The organism is Levilactobacillus koreensis JCM 16448 (assembly GCF_001435525.1).
Classification (GTDB): Bacteria; Bacillota; Bacilli; order Lactobacillales; family Lactobacillaceae; genus Levilactobacillus; species Levilactobacillus koreensis.
The window spans coordinates 14696-31320 of sequence record NZ_AZDP01000023.1; the positions used below are offsets into that span (position 1 = coordinate 14696).

Below are 16625 nucleotides of genomic sequence, written 5' to 3' on the forward strand. Positions count from 1 at the left end.
CGTTCGGAGCGTAAAACGGGTCTGGGACAAAAGTTCCAGACCCGTTGATCTATTGACGAAAAATAATGCTGAGGATAAAGAGGCCAATGGCGCTGACCACGGCCGCTGCTAGCGTCCCTAATAGGATACTCCAGATAAAGAATAGGTTGCGGTGGGCCAGACTGACGGTCCAATAGTCGGCTAAGAAAAAGAAGTCCAAGCCATACAAACTGAAGCCTAATCCGGGTTGCTTGATGGCCATTAGAATAATGCTAACGGCAAGAACGCCTAGCATTAACCACAGCATATGCTGGTGCATTTTTCCCGTTGCTTGTGCACCAAGCTCAGTCGTATACTTATTGCCCCATTGTTTCACGTGAAACACCTCCACTTCAATTTCAGCATACTATAAGTTGGGGGCCATTTCAAAAACGGTTAATTAGTTGGAGAAAAGAACCACCAAACGGTTGTGCTGGATTGGCTGACCCTTCAAAAGGTGCTGGTCAGATGGGGGTGCGGGCGCGTAGAATGGGGAAGATAAGTGCGACTAATCCTAACGAGGTGATTTAATGCGTAATTCTTTGTTCGATTTTGATAGTACCTTAGCTGATACCCGCAATGTGGCGGTGGCGTCGACCCAAGCCGCATATAAGCTCCAGGGGCTGACCGTGCCATCGCGGGATGCCGTGGTCGGTTACATGGGCGTTCCCATCGAGGTTTCCTTTGCTAAGATGGCGGATCGGCCAATGAGCGCGGCTGAATTACAGGACTTGTATACGGTCTTTCGTGAGCAGTACCACTTAGCCGAAACGAACGGAATTACGCTTTTCGCTGGTATGGGTGAAGCGTTGACTGAGCTAAAGGCCAAGGGTGACCACGTCTTCGTGGTGTCCAGCAAGCATTCGGTCCCGTTACAACGGAACTTGGAGCAGATTGGTCTGGGCGACACGTTTAAAGCCATCAGTGGCTCGGACTCGGTGGCTCACTATAAGCCAGCACCGGATGGTATTTTGAACCTGTTAGACCGGTTTAACTTGGCCGCAGCGGAGAGTGTCATGATTGGGGATGCCATCTACGATATGCAAATGGGGAAGAACGCCGGCGTGGCAACGGCCGCAGCCATGTGGGGCGCCGCTGATCCAGTTGCCGTTAAGGCGGAACGGCCAACTTACATTTTACAGTCGCCATTGGATTTGTTAACAATTTAGAATGAGTGTGGGGAGCGATCGAAAAGGGTCGCTTCTTTTTTTTAGAAATAATCGAATTTATGGGGAAAATGGGCAACAAACACATATGATAAATATTATGTATTTAATTAGGAATACAATAACAAACGTTTTCTGAAGGAGAACTTAGACGTGAGATTATGATATATATACTGTAAATGATTAGAAAAAAGTAATCCAACCCCCTAATGGACCTTGAGAATGCGCTTTTTGACTAACCGATTAGGCAAAACTAATCGGTCATATTATTATATCGTAAATATTCTTCACAGATTCTTCACATTTACCAGTTAGGATAACCGTATACCAAAAACCTATTAACCAACCTTTCTTCATTTTATTAACCAAGTAAAATGAATGCCACTTGCCCTAACCAAGTAAGCGGTCCGACCGTCCTCTAACCAGGGACGGTTTTTTTGTGGGAAAAGGTTAGACAAATAGCGGTTAGTCAATGAGTATTAACGTTGATAGGCGAATAATCCTGGTTTGGGATCGTTCGTCTACCGGGGGGGAAAACTATCTTTTGTAAGCTCGGAGTGCAAAAAGCGTCTGGGACTTTTTCCCAGACGCTAACGTGATCTTTTAATGGTGAATCAAGTTGCGGTGTGGTCCGGCGAGTAGCGTGGGCTTGCCATTCCGCTGACCGGGAAGGTGCTGTTCCAGCATGAGTTGCTTCGTGTGTTCCTTTTCAATCTGGAGTTGTTTCTTTAACTGACGATTCTTCCAAAAGCCATGAATCATAACCGTTGCGGGGATTATTTCAAGTGAGACGAGGGCTGGTAGCAACCAAGGGTTGTCACCGACCAGGTTGGTAAATTTTTCGCGTTGTTCCTTGAATACTTCGGGTTCGTTATCCAGCATGAACTTATGTGTGCACATCATTAATCACGCTCCTTTGGCCCTATCATAACCCAAAGTGGTAGCGCTGTCAGCTGGTTCACCCGTTTTCTATTTATGATGGAAGAAACTGACGATGTGTAGGATGGCTAAAATCGCGGCGATGCCCAACACGACCGTTTCTAGCATCACGAAGCCACTGAGATGACGGAGCTGTTGATAGACGAGCACGCCACCAACAATCAGGATTCCCAGTAGCCAGGGGATAAATTTTTGCATCGTTTGCCTCCAATAGAAAAACGGCACCAGCAGGCACCGTTTTCCGTCGTGTATTTAGTTGGCGACCTTGACCAACACAGCCTTGGTAACGTCTTGATCGACGTCTCTGGCGATGTGGTAGCCGGCGACTTTCAACTTCGACGACTTGTTCTTGCCGGTCAAGGTGTCCTTAACCGTGAACTTTTGGGTCATCGGAATGTCGGATAACTTCCCTTTGAAATTGATGAGGGTGTTATCCCCCTTGGTCTTGAACGTCGTGGTCAGTGTCCCAACCTTGTTAAGGGCGTTGGCCTTGTTGGCAGCACTGTAGGACTTGTAGAACTTATCAACGTTATACACGGTCACTTTGCCGTTAGAATTGAACCGGTAAGCTTCCAGTCCAGAATTACTCTTAGAATTGACGGCACCAGCCACGTACCAAAGCTGTTTGGACTTGGTCAACGTTGACTTCACATCGGCCTTCTTAGTGGTCTTGTTTTTAAAACTAGCTTGTTGGTTACTCCCCGACTTGCTACTCTTACTGCAGCCGGCTAAACCGATGGCAAAGACTGCCAGTAGGCTCAGAGCGACGGCAACGATACGGGATTTCTTCATGTCTAAATCACCTCATCAAAAATGATAACAGTTTTGTGGTCAACACACAAACCGCCTGCTTCCTCTAAGCGTAGTATAGCATGGCTAGGGGACCAGAAAGCGCACGGGCTGGTTAAAAAAGCATTAAGTTCCCATAACAATGATAATGATTATCAATTATTAATAATAAAATATTGTAATTAATAACACAAAAGTAGAGACGAACGTATGTTTTTCTGGTAGACTATGACGAGAGAGATTTTTGAGGGAGAGGGATTTTATGAGCAAGCGTCGTCGCCGTCGTGGACGGAACCAGATTTCAATTTATGGGGCGTTACTTCTACTGGTAGTTGGTATTATTGGTGGGTTGGGTAGTCAGGGAAATCCCACCGCTAGAAAGGTTACGGAGACCGCTTCGAGCTTAGTCGGTCAGGTGGCTGGGAACGATTCGGCGTCTTATGCGACATCGGCACCGAAGCAATCGGTCGCGACCAAGGCCTTGGCCGAACAGAAATACACGGGAACCCAGATTGTCGCGGTTAATCACAACAAACCAACCTTTACAACGGCTGAATTGTCGACCAAGCGCGGGGCATGGGCAACCTATGCCAATTTAGATAGTTTAAACAGGGTCACGACAGCCAATGCCTTGTTGAGCAAGAGTACAATGCCAACCGCCAAACGGGAACCGTTGTACGTCAATCCGACCGGCTGGAAAAACAAACCATACACGGTCAATGGCAAGCGGGGCTACCTGTACAATCGTAGCCACTTGATTGGTTACCAGCTGACGGGGCAAAATAACAACCTAAAGAACTTGATGACTGGGACGCGGTCACTAAATGACCCGGGGATGACCGCCTATGAAAATCCGGTGGCCAGTTATTTGAAGAGCCATCCGGGCGACTACGTGCGTTATCAAGTTCAGCCGGTCTTTCGTGGCAACGAACTGGTGGCACGCGGTGTTCACATGCAGGCCAAATCGGTCGGTAGTGCTGGTATTTCTTATAACGTCTATATTTTTAATATTCAAGCTGGAATTAAAATCAACTACAGTACCGGAGCCAGTCAGTTGGGAAATCCGGCAGCTAGTTTTTAGAGTAAATTAAAATCCGAACCATCACCAATAATTGATGGTCCGGACTTTTTTCTAATCTGGTAGCGGCCGAGCAAGTCTGATTCAGGCCGTAAAATCGTGGCGTTAACGCCGGTTCATGTATCGGTAGATGGCGTAGAGCACGACGCCCGCTAAAATAATGATACCCACGGCTGGGCTATCGCGAAAAATCCAGTGAAAGACGCGAATTGGACTAGTGCCATGTAGGCCGCCAATCAATGAGATGAAATCAGTGTGCATGGTATGAACCTCCTATCGAAAAATTACTATTTCTGGCGAAAAGTTTAAAGAAAAGTAAAGACATTTGAATGATTTAGCGTATCATGAAATCACAGAGAATAGAGGAGGGTTTACACGTGAATGTGAATTACATGCTCATCCTAGAAATCATTGTGGTGGTCAACTCGGCATTAGCCTTTGTGACGGTTTTCCGGGAGAAACGAGATATCGCGGCGACGTGGGCGTGGATGTTGGTGTTGGTGCTCTTACCAATCGTTGGGTTTATTGCCTATGCCTTCATCGGTCGAAAACTTCCAAAAGGGCGAATGTTTCGTTTGCAACGGCAGGTCGCGGTTCAACTCGATGAGCGCTTATCACAGCAGCGCGAAGAGATTGGGACGCAGATCATGCCGGCTGATCAGATCAGTCACTCAGTCATCAACATGGTCAATATGTTTATGGAAACGGACCACGCTTTCTTGGCCCGGAAGAACCGGGTCCGCGTAATCACGGATGGCCATGATCTATTTCACCTGATGATGGAAGACATCGAACGAGCCCACTCCAGTATTCATATTGAATTCTACACCTTTTATAACGACCAGATAGGAAATGACATCTTGGACCTATTGGTAAAGAAGGCGCGAACGGGTGTCGAAGTGCGGGTCATCTACGATCCATGGGGGTCCATGGGAACGTGGAAAAGATTCTTCAAACCGTTGATGGATGTCGGCGGTCACGTGGAGCCCTTCCTGGGAACGCGTTCAGCGGTCATTGACTTTCGGCTGAACTTCCGTGATCACAGAAAGATCGTGACGATTGACGGTCAGATTGGTTACGTCGGTGGCTTTAACATCGGGGACCAGTACCTGGGGCGTAAGGAAAAATTCGGGTACTGGCGCGACACGCATTTACGGATCGTCGGTTCCGGGGTCTTTTCCCTTCAGGCACGGTTTATGCTGGACTGGAACGCCACGGATCGCGACCATCCATTTAAAGATGATCAGATTGATCACCGGTACTTCCCGTTGACCAAGGTTAAGGGAGAAACTAGCCTGCAGATTGTATCCAGTGGTCCGGATTCTGACCTCCAGCAGATTAAAATGGGGTACATGCGTCTGATTCAGACGGCCGAAAAGCGCTTGTGGATTCAGACGCCATACCTGATTCCAGATGATAGTGTCTTGGACTCCCTGCGGATCGCGGCCATGGCAGGAATCGACGTGCGGATCATGATTCCAGATAAGCCAGATCATGCCTTCGTCTACCGGGCAACGCAGTACTATGCGCGGCAATTAGCGGATGACGGGGTTAAAATTTACTTCTATCACAATGGCTTCATTCACGCTAAGACGATGGTCGTGGATGGTAAGATTGCCTCCGTGGGATCGGCCAACATGGACTACCGGAGCTTCAAGTTGAACTTCGAGATCAACGCGTTCATTTACGATTCGGAGATTGCCACGCAACTCGAAGAAATTTACGAAGCCGACATGCGGCACAGTGAATTGATTACGCCAGAGAAGTTTAAGAAGCAGTCAACGTATTTGAAATTCAAGCAAACGGCGTCACGTTTGTTATCACCAATATTGTAACGGATAGGGCCTTCTGTGCGAGAGTACGGGAGGCTTTTTATGAATAAATTGTAATGATGACAAAAAATAAAGGCGAGTTGGTTGCGGTAGACAACTAACACCGGTATAATAAGGCCAGCTGAGTAGTGAACCGCTTTCATTTTAAAGCGGGTGTTGTATCGAATTTTAATTCGGGGAGGTCTTGTACTATGAAGCCGTTTGTTCCCATACCAGTCGTTGATTCAAGTTTATATCTATTTGGTGGACACCGCCGGACGGTCCCCGGGGGATGGCAGTTCTTCGAGCAGAAGCATCAAGCTTTTGAGCTGATGTGTCTGGTTGATGGCCGCCAAACGACCGAGATAAAGGGCGTTGGTACATATGACTATGGGGCCGGGGACGCGATGATTATTTCGCCCGGAACGTTGCATACGAACAAGAACTCCAGCGATGAGGAGACGATGACTTATATCTGTTTTCACTTCAATATTGAAAGCTTGGAGTTAAAATCTGAACTGTTAGGTAACGTAGTGAATGCTGTGATTCCTGCCGAAGAACCGATTGCCCAAGCGGCGGTCAAGGCGGCAGAGGAAATTGTGGCCTGTAGTGCAGACAATGAACTGACTAAGGAACAGGCTAGTTTGAAAATTCAGCGAGCTTTTTTGGATTTTCTACTGGCGTTGACCGAGAACCTTTCAAGCTATGCGCAACAAAAGGGGACTAAATATAGCGAGAGTGAAGCCAAGACTAGCCGATTGATTGCGACATTGATTAAGAAGAATATCGATCAGAAAGAGATTCCATTATTTTCGTTTGAAGATATCTGTCAAAAAGTGGGTATTAGTAGTGGTTATGGCCATCGAACATTTAAGAAGGTCTATGGTGTGACGCCACTTCACTACATTGAGAGCCAAAAGTACAATAAGGCAAAGCGCCTTTTAGGCTCACCTGAATATTCAATTGAGGATATTTCGTATTTGATGGGTGCCAGCAGTACGTCGAACTTTACAAAGCAGTTTAAGAAGTGGGCGGGTATCACGCCAAGTCGTTATCAACGGCAAATGAAGCAGAAGCGTCGTGTGCGGACACTCAAAGAGAGTGGCTATTTTGAATAGTATCAATTTTGACATGATAGTGAGCAGACTATCATGTCTTTTTATTCACAAAAAGTGGGATTTAGGGGTCATTTATAATATTTTACCTACCCCCAGATGCCTTTTAGATTTCAAGAGTAGTTCAAAGGTGACTGAAAGCTGGAAAGACTGTCAACAGTAGGATGCACAAATTTTGAGCGTAATCTTAGTGATCAATAAGCAAACATTTTGACCATTTTTAGTTAGAAAAGGATAATTCAGCCTTAGAAACGTTGATTTGACGGTGCTTTTCATCACCGTTCAGGTCAGAAATTAACTAAAAACAGTCATGAAAGAAGATAGCCAAGCTTTCTGAAAGCGATTACAATTCGGGGTGTAGTTAGCTAACTTAACAAAACGGACGTTGCTTGATCAGCACGTTGCAATCACTTCTCGTTTTAGAACTTCCACATAAATTTTTCATTCGAAAGGGGTTCTCACATATGGCCGAAAATACAGAGGCTGCCCCGAAAGCAAGCACGGCAAATGATGAATTTGCGAAGCTTTCCTGGCGTGAGCGTATTAGTTATGGTGCCGGAGATTTAGCCCAAAACTTAATCTTTGGTACAGTTGGCTCCATGCTCTTATTCTACTTAACCACCGTTTATGGTATTTCTGCAGCGGTTGGTGCCACGATTTTCTTAATCGTCCGGTGGGTCAACGTTTTCTGGGATCCATGGGTTGGTGCCTTCGTCGACAAGCACGGATTCAAGTCCGGTAAGTACCGGCCTTACTTGATTTATGGTGGTATTCCACTGACAATCATGGCCGCTTTACTTTTCTTACCAATCGAGGCTGTTCGAGGCAACGTCTTCTATGCCTTCATTGCCTACTTAGCTACCGCATTGATCTACTCATTCGTTAATATTCCTTATGGGGCTTTGAACGCTTCCTTAACGCGGGATAACGATGAAATTTCAACGTTAACGACGGTCCGGATGACTGAAGCTAACATTGGTAACTTACTGGTTTACACCTTCTTGCCATTATTTGTTCAAATGGCTTCACCAAATCCACAATCTAAGGACATTGGTTTCTTCGGTATTCACATGAACTTAGGGGATTACACATCTCCTAAGGCCGGAAAAGCTTACTTCTTGGTTATGGCTATCTACATGATTATTGGATTCATTATGTTGATGTGCACTTACTTTGGAATTAAGGAACGGGTTTTGCCTACGCAAAAAGAATCTGATTCCGTTAAGTACTCTGACTTGTGGGTTGAATTTAAGCAAAACAAACCATTACAAGTCCTTGGGTTCTTCTTCCTGATTGGCTTTACCTTCATGTTCTTCGGAAACACTGTATGGCCATTCTACATGCAATACAACATCGGTCACTCCGAATGGATGGCTTCAATCAACCTGATTGGGTCAATTCCTGGGATCTTCTTGGTCTTCTTATGGCCTATCATCCGTAAAAAGATTGGGAAGCGTCAATTCTTCTACGCCTTCTTGACCCTCTTCATTATCGGGACCTTAGTTATCTGGGTATGGTCCATGCCTGCCTTTAAAGACAGCACCGCCCTTGGTTACACTGGTCGTTTCTTACAACAATGGGGGATTACTGCTGCTACTGGTTACATGTGGTCATTGGTTCCAGAAGTTGTTTCTTACGGCGAATACAAGTCCAAGAAGCGGGTTGCTGGGATTATCAACGCCATCATGGGTCTGTTCTTCAAGATTGGGTTGGCTCTTGGTGGGATTATCCCTGGTTACATCAACGCCTTCTTCAAGTTCGATGGGACTAAGACGGCGCAAAGTGCTGGTGCCCTAAGCGGTATCCAGTGGTCAATGATCTGGTTACCAATCATTATGGCCCTGGTTGCAATGTGGGTTATGAGTCGTTACACCTTAACTGACGAAGATGTTAAGAAGATGAACGAAGAACTCGAAGCAGACCGTCATGCAGCTCAAGCTCAAGACTAATCACGTCATTACAGTTTTAAAAATTTGTTGAACACACACGAAAGGAAGATTCTCTCATGAAGATTCAAAATCCAGTTTTACCTGGTTTTAACGCTGATCCTAGCATGATTCGGGTGGGCGACACGTACTACATCGCCAATTCAACGTTTGAATGGTTCCCTGGCGTTCGGCTTCACGAATCAAAGGATATGGTTCACTGGAACCTCTTGCCATCACCACTGTCAACGGCCACGCTCTTAGACATGAAGGGTAACCCTGCTTCTGGTGGGATTTGGGCACCAGATCTGAGCTACGCTGACGGCAAATTCTGGTTGATCTACACTGACGTTAAGATTACTGACGGTCCATTTAAGGACATGACCAACTACTTGACGACGGCTACCGATATCCACGGTCCATGGACTGATCCAATCAAGGTTAACGGAGTCGGCTTCGATGCCTCCCTGTTCCATGACAAGAACGGTCGTAAGTACCTGGTTCAACAGACCTGGGACCACCGTGAATACCACCACCCATTCAATGGGATTACGTTGACCGAATTTGATACGGACACCATGAAATTGAAGCCAGAAACCGCACGGAACATTTACAACGGTGATGACGTTAAATTGGTTGAAGGTCCACATCTGTACCAAATCAACGGCTACTACTACCTGTTTGCCGCTGAAGGTGGGACTGTCTTTACCCACCAAGAAGTTGTCGCCCGTTCCAAGACGCTTGATGAACTTTCATTCGAGAGCGAACCAGACGGCCCATTCATCACCAACTTAGACACCCCAGACTTCTACTTACAAAAGCAAGGTCATGGTGCCCTGACCGACACACCAGGTGGCGAATGGTACTACGCTTCACTTGTTTCTCGTCCTTGGAACCACGCTAACGAATCTAGTCATGATCCGCGTGGCTGGAGTACCCTTGGTCGTGAAACCTCCATTCAAAAGGTTGAATGGGATGACGAAGGCTGGCCACGGGTCGTTGGTGGTCATGGTGGTCAAGTCGAAGTTGACGCGCCAAAGGATGCCATTTTAACTGACGCACCTAAGGATCATTCACAACATGACGAATTCGACAAGCCAGAACTCGACATGAACTGGAACACGTTGCGGCAACCATTTACCAAGAAATTGGGGACGGTTGGTAACGGCGAGTTGAAGTTAGTGGGTCAACAATCCTTATCCAGCACGTTCGACGTTTCCTTCGTCGCACGGCGTTGGCAAGCCTTCAACTTCGATGCTGAAACCAAGGTTAAGTTCGATCCATTCAGTTACCAACAAATGGCTGGACTGGCTAACTTCTACAACGACAAGCACTATTCCTGGATCTTCATCACCAACGATGAAAAGAAGGGCCGTGTGATTGAAGTTGCCCAAAACGATAACAATAACTACACGTCATTCTTGAAGGATAACGCCATCCAGATTCCAGAAGGAACGGAATACGTTTGGTTCAAGGTTAAGGCACGTAAGGAATCTTACACTTACCAGTACTCCTTTGATGGCAAGGCTTGGGAAACTGTCCCAGTAGAATTGGATGCAGCCATCTTGTCCGATGACTACGTTCTTCAAACTTCTGGTGGCTTCTTCACTGGCGCCTTCGTTGGCCTTGCAGCGGTCGACTACGCCGGTTACGAACAAGTTGCTACGTTTGACCACTTCGACTACCAAGAATTACCAGACTAAGCAGTGAAATTGTCGTTTAGCTAGCGTTTAACTATCGTGTGCAAAATGATTGGCACGCCCTACCGCCGGGTGTATGATGGTGGCGCTAAAAGTGATTGGCCCAGCAGCATGGCCGGATTGAGGCCGGAAGTTTCCGGTCGGTCAGCTGCACCGACGCTAACGGCAGACTAGTATGTATGTGTGAGGGTCTCCAGAGATGGGGGCCCTTTTGGTTTGGTTAGATTGTTGGCTGGAGCACAAGTTTAAGTGAAAAAGGGAATCGGTTATCTGGTGATGATTTCTGGAGGGTAATCCCTATACTAGAGGAGCCACTAGGCAAAAGCAATCGAAATCGTCTACAATCGTTTCACCCCTTTAGCAGTCTGCGTGGCGGGTCACTAAGCCGATAGATACGAATACGAGTCGTTCCGTTAAGCAGCCGATAGGGAAGTCCTGTAGGGTTGAGAGGCTGCTGATTTATTGCGACAGTAGAGGGGAGGAATACTCCCGTGCTGAATTCTCTGGTTATGCCATTAATCGTTGGACTCATTGTGACCTGGTTTGCGGATTGGTTGGCTCGTAAACATAAGAAATAGTCCAACAGAAAGCCGGACCCGCCCACTCGAATGAGAGCGTCAAAAAATACCCCACCGGAGTCCACCCGGTGGGGTATTGGTGCCGCGCTGAATTCTTTGGCATCTTTATAATAGATGAACGTCTCGGTAGAAGCAATCGAATGTATCAACAATCGTTTCACCCCATCATTAGTCGGCCAACTCCGTCAACTTCGCCTTGGGCCGGGCTTCATGCTATGATACACTGAATGTAAATTACGGGGAAGCAGGGGATTCAGAATGAAGCATAGAGGGATGTTATGGGGCCTACTGAGCCTACTGACGCTGATTGTGACCATCGCGCTTAGCCAGCCTGTGGTAGCCGCCGCGGACTATACGATCAATCCGTATCAGGTGCACGTCACGGTGCTGAAAAATGGGGATGCCAACGTCACGCAGACCATGACCTACAGGTTTGACGATGACTATCATGGCGTTTATAACAATCAGGACCTGCGCGGTATTAAGGGGGGCAAATTGACCAGTGTGGCGACAGCCTTTAACGGTGGAAAGCTGACCGCTGCACGGCAGTCGACAGCTCACACGGATAATACGTACCAAGTCAATTATGCCGGGCAAAACGCCAAGGTGAAGCTCTACCATGGTGCGAGCGATGGGGATAAGCTGAAGGTCGTTTACCATTATCATTTGCAAGGGGTCATCACCAATTATCGGGACACGGCCGAATTAAATTGGCGGGTGATTGGGTCTAACTGGGACGTTGATTTGGAGAATGTTAAGGTGGTCATCCAACTGCCAGCGACGCAGGTAAAGCAGCTTCAGGCATGGACACACGGCTCTTTGTCCGGCTACACCAAGGTCGATAAGGCACAGGGCCGCGTGACAATGACCCTTGCAGAAAACCCGTCCGGATCGTTTGTTGAAAGCCATCTGATATTTCCGACCAGTGTGACGGCGGCCAATACGAATTTCAAAGATGAGAACCGCAAGGCGGCCGTGCAGAAGCAAGAAGCCAACCTGGCGGAACAGGCCAATACTGAGCGGAAACAGAAGAAACAACGGACTTATGGCGGGTTCTTGGCGTTCATTGCCGTTACCGTGGCTTTGGGCCTGGGCTTCTGGTGGTGGTTGTGGCGGCATCCAGCCAATCGTTACCCGCACCCCATTCCGGCCAATCACTTCTTTGATGTGCCCAGTGTGGCACCGGCATTGGCGGAGTCGCTCGTCGATTTTAAATCACCCAATACCGATGCCCTATCTGGTGAGATCCTTATGGCCGTTAGTAATCATGAAATTGCAATGGAACCGGTCAAGGACGGGCGTCATCAGACGTTGAAGTTGACCAAGCTCGTGCCGACCGTTTCCAACTACTTTCTCCAGAAATGTTTTATGAAGGTCGCCAAGGATGATAGCTTTACCCTGCTGGAACTGAAGAAGTATGGGAAGCGGGATAAGAAGGGCCGATTGAGCAAATGGTTCCACACGTGGCAGGGACAAGTCGATGAGTTGGCTGAGCCGTATCAGGATGCGGATAATATAAAATTACGCCAACGAACGATGCTCGGAACGGTGGGACTTACCGCGTTGATCAGCATTGCGATTGGAGTCGGGTGGACGTTGAATCGGACAGTAAGTGTCGCAACGACTATCATTGGTCTGTTGGCAATGGTTGCGTTGTGGGTCTACACGGTACGACTGTACCAACACGCGGACCGCAACAACGAGGCCGGCCTGATCCAAGTCAATGAAGTCGGTGGTTTCCGGCGAATGCTTAAGGATATTGGTCATTTCAATACGGCCGAGGTCGGGGATCTGATTCTCTGGGAACAGATTCTGCCTTACGCCGCGGCGTTTGGTTTGGCCCAAAAGGTCGCCAACAAGCTGGCGGTCGACTTCAGTGCTGATGCGTTGAACGATAGCTTTGTGGTCTTTTATCCAATCTTCTACTCGACCGACTTTGGTGGGTCGATTGGTAGTGCGCTTAACGATAGCATTTCCAGTGCCATCCAAACGTCCACGGCGGCCAGTTCCAGTTCCGGTAGTTCCGGCGGTTTCTCGGGTGGTAGTTCTGGTGGCTTCGGTGGCGGATCAGGCGGGGGCGCGTTTTAGAGAAAAGGGTGTTCTCAAGGACGGTTAACTGATGAGCATTAACGTCACTGGGTGAGGAATCCCGTTTCTGAATTCATTGCCTAGTGGGGTTAAGCGGAGTCTGCTGTCCTTGAGAACACGTTTCAGCAACGCTTCCCATAAAAATTAAACGAAACGAGGGTTGCCAACATCACGGTGACCCTCGTTTTTTGATTTCCAATCACTCTTTGTTTCACGTGGAACATTATTTTTAAGTATAGTCTGGCTAGAAGCATTGACACTGCCGCCAATGCCCGGTAAATTGGGTAACAGATGGTCTCAGGATCAATTGCGCGTTAATAATGGGGGAAATAATCATGGAAATCGCACACCGCCGCTGGCCGTTATGGATGTTGTACACCCTGGCCTTTGCGGTGATTGCAGCGTTGAGCTTTGGCGTATTTGGCCTGGCAAATCGAACGCTGATTTGGAATATGGATGGGGTTACGCAGCACTACCCGGTGATGCTGGAGCTACATCGGCTGTTAGCCAAGTCCGGTCTGGCGGGGGTCACGGGATGGTCGTGGACGTTTGGCTTGGGGGCCGATAAGTTGACCACGCTCGCCTACTACGTGTTGGGGGACCCATTTGCTTACGTCCTTGCGTTGTTCCCAATCCGGATGATGGAGACAGGCTATGGCGTCTTTATCGTCCTGCGGCTGTACGCGACCGGTCTGGCATTTCTGGCACTGGCGCATCGCTATACTTTTCGCCTGGGAAGTCAGTTGTTAGGTGCCGTGACGTACGCTTTTACCGGATATTCACTGATGATCGGCGTCCATCACCCGTTTTTCTTGTTGCCGATGATTTGGTTTCCTTTACTGTTAGTGGGAATCGACCGAATCTTGCGCGGGCACGGGTGGCAGCTGCTAGGCTGGGTAACCGGTCTGGCAATTCTGAGTAACTTTTATTTTGCTTACATATTAGGACTAGGCAGTCTGATTTACGCGGTGATCCGCTTTTGGAGTCTGCAGCAACAAGGCCTGCTGGCGGTTAAGTGGCCCGTTGCACTTCGGCGGTTCCTGCTGGCGGCGGTCAGTGGCATTCTGCTAGCGGGAATATTATTGATTCCGTCATTGCTGATGATGCTGAAGTCAACGCGGGTCGGCACCATTTTCGCCAATGGCCTGTGGCTGTATCCAGGCAGTTATTATTTAAAATTGGCGAATGCCGTGCTGACGACCGGGAGCGAACCCACTTACTGGGCCGTCTTTGGCATGAGCGGGGTCACGTTCTTCGGCTGCGTCTACGTGTTGCGGCATTGGCGGGAAAATCGACCGTTGGCACTGACACTAGTGCTAATGGCAGTTGGCCTGTTATTCCCAGCGGTCGCGGCGTTTTTCAACGTGCTGTCGACGCCGTCTAACCGGTGGTTGTTGCTGGCGGCGGTGCCGTTTGGCCTTGCCACGATGGTATTGAGTGACCATTTAAATGGGTTAACCAAACGGGACCGCTACTGGTTAGCGGGTAGCGCCATCGGCCTTTTGTTGGTCGTCTACGCTGCCAATGGCTTCATTTTTAGCAATCCGGAGCGTGACCTGGTCACGTACGGCGTGTTTTTAGCGACGACGGTGGTGGTTCTTGGCAGCGCTCAGTGGACGGTCCGCACGACGATAATGCTACTCAGCGTGGTCGTGGGTGCCAATTTGGTCAACAATGCTTGGGGATATTACGACCCAAACATGGGGTCGCAGGCCACCGACCAACTGCGCCAAGGCGACGCGACTCGTTATATTCAAGACTATTTTGACGGCGCACAAACGGCGGTCCAACACCAATCGACCTTTTCACGGGTCAATACGGCCTACAACTTTAACCTGCTGCGAACGGTCGGCAATAACATGACTATGAGTCACGGCTTGAATGGCATCATGTCTTACTTTTCGGTGCAAAATGGGTATGTCGGGCAGTTCAGTCGGGACCTGCAAAACGCCCAGGTGGCGATGAATGCGCCGCTGGGGCAGGCTGACAATCGCACGGCGATGGATAATCTGTTGGGCGTCAAAACGATTTTTGCACGCGAAGATCAGGTCGCTAATCGCGCGGCCCTGCCGTACGGCTACCACGCGGAAAAACAGGTGTATCCTGAAAAGCCCGTCTACGGATTGTCCAATGGCACGGGGACGCAACTGTTGACGACGACGCTAAACTTTCCGCTGGTTTATACGCAGCCAACAGCGATGACGCGGTCGGCATGGCAGCAGTTGAATGCTGTTGACCGTGAGCGGAGCCTGACCCAAATGGCGGTCACAACGACACCAACTAACGTTAAGCAGGCGAGCTATCAGTCGCCGAAACGCACGGTGCCTTATACAGTAACGGCCGACACGATTCCGGTGGTCGACAGTACCAATAAGGTCATTCAGTATCGCCTACAACAGGCGGTGACCGGGCAACAAAAGGGTTTGTCGCAGAAGCAATTGGAAAATTATGGCAGTACGGTCAAGGCGCCTAAACTGACGGTTGATAAGAATGGCTTGATCAGTGACCAAGATGTTCGGCAATATGGTCCGATGGTGGCACTAGACCGCAATAAAGCCGCGCTACAGCGGGTACTCACGACGAATCAGCAGATCGTCAAGCAGACGACCCAGGCCAATCAGCAGGGATTACGTCAGTTGACAAGCGATGCGTTGGGCAATCCCATTAGCTATACGTTGACGTTGAAACGACCGCGGCAGGCGCAGGGAACAGAATTGTATTTGAAACTTGACGGCATTGAGGCTCAGCGACTAACGACGCAGGATAAACTGATGGCTCAGGCCAACAATAGTGTATTGGGCGGGACACCGCTGTCGGCTCTGACCAAGCTGAATACGTGGCGGTCGGCAGTACGAAATCCTGATTTAGGTGATTACTGGATGACAGTTAAGACGCGTAATCAGACCAAGACGTTCTCACAGTTTGGGGTCGATAACCTGTCCGATTACGAACCGAAGTCGAGTGCGTTGCTGAACCTAGGTTATTCGACGCAAGAACGTGATACGGTCAGCATCACGTTTAACGCGACGCATCAAATCAGTTTTAAGTCGGCCAAACTGATTGCGATGCCATTTAATAAATCCTATGATCGGCAGGTTCACGCGGTTCAACGGCGCGGCCTGCAACGAGCACACGTGAGTGATAACCGGGTGACGGGGATGTTGACGGCGGCACAACCGAGCGTGTTGACCACGTCCATTCCGTATTCAACGGGGTGGCGGCTGACGGTTGATGGCCGGCCAGTTAAGACGCAGGTGGTGAACGATGGTTTCGTGGGCGCTCAATTGGCGACTGGCAAGCATCGGATTCAACTGACGTACCAGACCCCGGGGTTCCTAGTGGGAAGTTGGTTAACTGGTTTGGGTGTGCTAAGTCTACTGGGAAGTGCGGGCTTGGCTCGTTGGCGAAAGCATTAATT

General features: G+C 48.7%; 13 protein-coding genes. 8 read left to right on the top strand and 5 right to left on the bottom strand.

All coding sequences use genetic code 11. The annotated features are described in order from the left end of the window. Positions 1-49: 49 nt before the first annotated feature. A complete protein-coding gene (locus FC99_RS01460; protein ID WP_048733760.1) occupies positions 50-355 on the bottom strand; it encodes a hypothetical protein in 306 nt (101 codons plus the stop codon). A gap of 193 nt (positions 356-548) precedes the next feature. On the opposite strand from FC99_RS01460, the gene FC99_RS01465 reads away from it, so the two are divergent. Then, positions 549-1187: an HAD family hydrolase gene (locus FC99_RS01465; protein ID WP_048733763.1), complete on the top strand. Its 639-nt coding sequence runs from the start codon at positions 549-551 to the stop codon at positions 1185-1187. 600 nt (positions 1188-1787) lie between these two features. On the opposite strand, the gene FC99_RS01470 is transcribed toward FC99_RS01465, so the two are convergent. The 3 genes from FC99_RS01470 to FC99_RS01475 form a co-directional block, all read right to left on the bottom strand. Then, complete coding sequence (locus tag FC99_RS01470) at positions 1788-2087, bottom strand: hypothetical protein (RefSeq protein WP_053083545.1); 300 nt, start codon at positions 2085-2087, stop codon at positions 1788-1790. A 66-nt stretch (positions 2088-2153) separates the two neighbouring features. Beyond that, positions 2154-2321, bottom strand: a complete 168-nt coding sequence (locus FC99_RS13740; protein WP_156166912.1) for a hypothetical protein — start codon at positions 2319-2321, stop codon at positions 2154-2156. 54 nt (positions 2322-2375) lie between these two features. After that, complete coding sequence (locus tag FC99_RS01475; RefSeq protein ID WP_048733766.1) at positions 2376-2915, bottom strand: hypothetical protein; 540 nt, start codon at positions 2913-2915, stop codon at positions 2376-2378. 259 nt (positions 2916-3174) lie between these two features. Here FC99_RS01475 and FC99_RS01480 point away from each other — a divergent pair, with 259 nt between their 5' ends. Continuing rightward, positions 3175-3993 carry a DNA/RNA non-specific endonuclease gene (locus FC99_RS01480; RefSeq protein WP_048733768.1) on the top strand — a complete coding sequence of 273 codons (819 nt, stop codon included), beginning with the start codon at positions 3175-3177 and terminating at the stop codon, positions 3991-3993. Positions 3994-4095: 102 nt separating this feature from the next. Here FC99_RS01480 and FC99_RS13975 read toward each other — a convergent pair whose 3' ends face one another. Continuing rightward, entirely contained in the window at positions 4096-4251 is a 156-nt protein-coding gene (locus FC99_RS13975) for a hypothetical protein (RefSeq protein WP_164480523.1), read from the bottom strand. Between the two features lie 116 nt (positions 4252-4367). Between FC99_RS13975 and cls the strand changes: the two genes are divergently transcribed. The 6 genes from cls (at position 4368) to FC99_RS01515 (ending at position 16623) form a co-directional block, all read left to right on the top strand. Then, positions 4368-5825 (top strand): cardiolipin synthase, encoded by a 1458-nt coding sequence (gene cls, locus FC99_RS01485; RefSeq protein ID WP_156166913.1) that lies wholly within the window; start codon positions 4368-4370, stop codon positions 5823-5825. A 188-nt stretch (positions 5826-6013) separates the two neighbouring features. After that, the gene (locus FC99_RS01490) at positions 6014-6919 is read left to right on the top strand and encodes a helix-turn-helix domain-containing protein (protein WP_048733770.1); all 906 of its coding nucleotides are present in this window, start codon (positions 6014-6016) and stop codon (positions 6917-6919) included. 461 nt (positions 6920-7380) lie between these two features. Next, positions 7381-8865 (top strand): MFS transporter, encoded by a 1485-nt coding sequence (locus tag FC99_RS01495; protein ID WP_048733773.1) that lies wholly within the window; start codon positions 7381-7383, stop codon positions 8863-8865. A 56-nt stretch (positions 8866-8921) separates the two neighbouring features. Continuing rightward, entirely contained in the window at positions 8922-10544 is a 1623-nt protein-coding gene (locus tag FC99_RS01500) for a glycoside hydrolase family 43 protein (protein WP_048733774.1), read from the top strand. Between the two features lie 833 nt (positions 10545-11377). Next, a complete protein-coding gene (locus tag FC99_RS01510) occupies positions 11378-13207 on the top strand; it encodes a DUF2207 domain-containing protein (protein WP_048733776.1) in 1830 nt (609 codons plus the stop codon). A gap of 335 nt (positions 13208-13542) precedes the next feature. Continuing rightward, positions 13543-16623, top strand: coding sequence for a YfhO family protein (locus FC99_RS01515; protein ID WP_048733778.1), 3081 nt, complete (start codon positions 13543-13545; stop codon positions 16621-16623). The last annotated feature ends 2 nt before the right edge of the window (positions 16624-16625 follow it).

Bases quoted from the DNA above. Each gene is read 5' to 3' on its own strand.
- FC99_RS01500 (WP_048733774.1), top strand. From the start codon at position 8,922: ATGAAGATTCAAAATCCAGTTTTACCTGGTTTTAACGCTGATCCTAGC.
- FC99_RS01495 (WP_048733773.1), top strand. From the start codon at position 7,381: ATGGCCGAAAATACAGAGGCTGCCCCGAAAGCAAGCACGGCAAATGAT.
- FC99_RS01510 (WP_048733776.1), top strand. From the start codon at position 11,378: ATGAAGCATAGAGGGATGTTATGGGGCCTACTGAGCCTACTGACGCTG.
- FC99_RS01475 (WP_048733766.1), bottom strand. From the start codon at position 2,915: ATGAAGAAATCCCGTATCGTTGCCGTCGCTCTGAGCCTACTGGCAGTC.
- FC99_RS01480 (WP_048733768.1), top strand. From the start codon at position 3,175: ATGAGCAAGCGTCGTCGCCGTCGTGGACGGAACCAGATTTCAATTTAT.
- FC99_RS01515 (WP_048733778.1), top strand. From the start codon at position 13,543: ATGGAAATCGCACACCGCCGCTGGCCGTTATGGATGTTGTACACCCTG.
- FC99_RS01465 (WP_048733763.1), top strand. From the start codon at position 549: ATGCGTAATTCTTTGTTCGATTTTGATAGTACCTTAGCTGATACCCGC.
- FC99_RS01490 (WP_048733770.1), top strand. From the start codon at position 6,014: ATGAAGCCGTTTGTTCCCATACCAGTCGTTGATTCAAGTTTATATCTA.
- FC99_RS13975 (WP_164480523.1), bottom strand. From the start codon at position 4,251: ATGCACACTGATTTCATCTCATTGATTGGCGGCCTACATGGCACTAGT.
- FC99_RS13740 (WP_156166912.1), bottom strand. From the start codon at position 2,321: ATGCAAAAATTTATCCCCTGGCTACTGGGAATCCTGATTGTTGGTGGC.
- FC99_RS01470 (WP_053083545.1), bottom strand. From the start codon at position 2,087: ATGATGTGCACACATAAGTTCATGCTGGATAACGAACCCGAAGTATTC.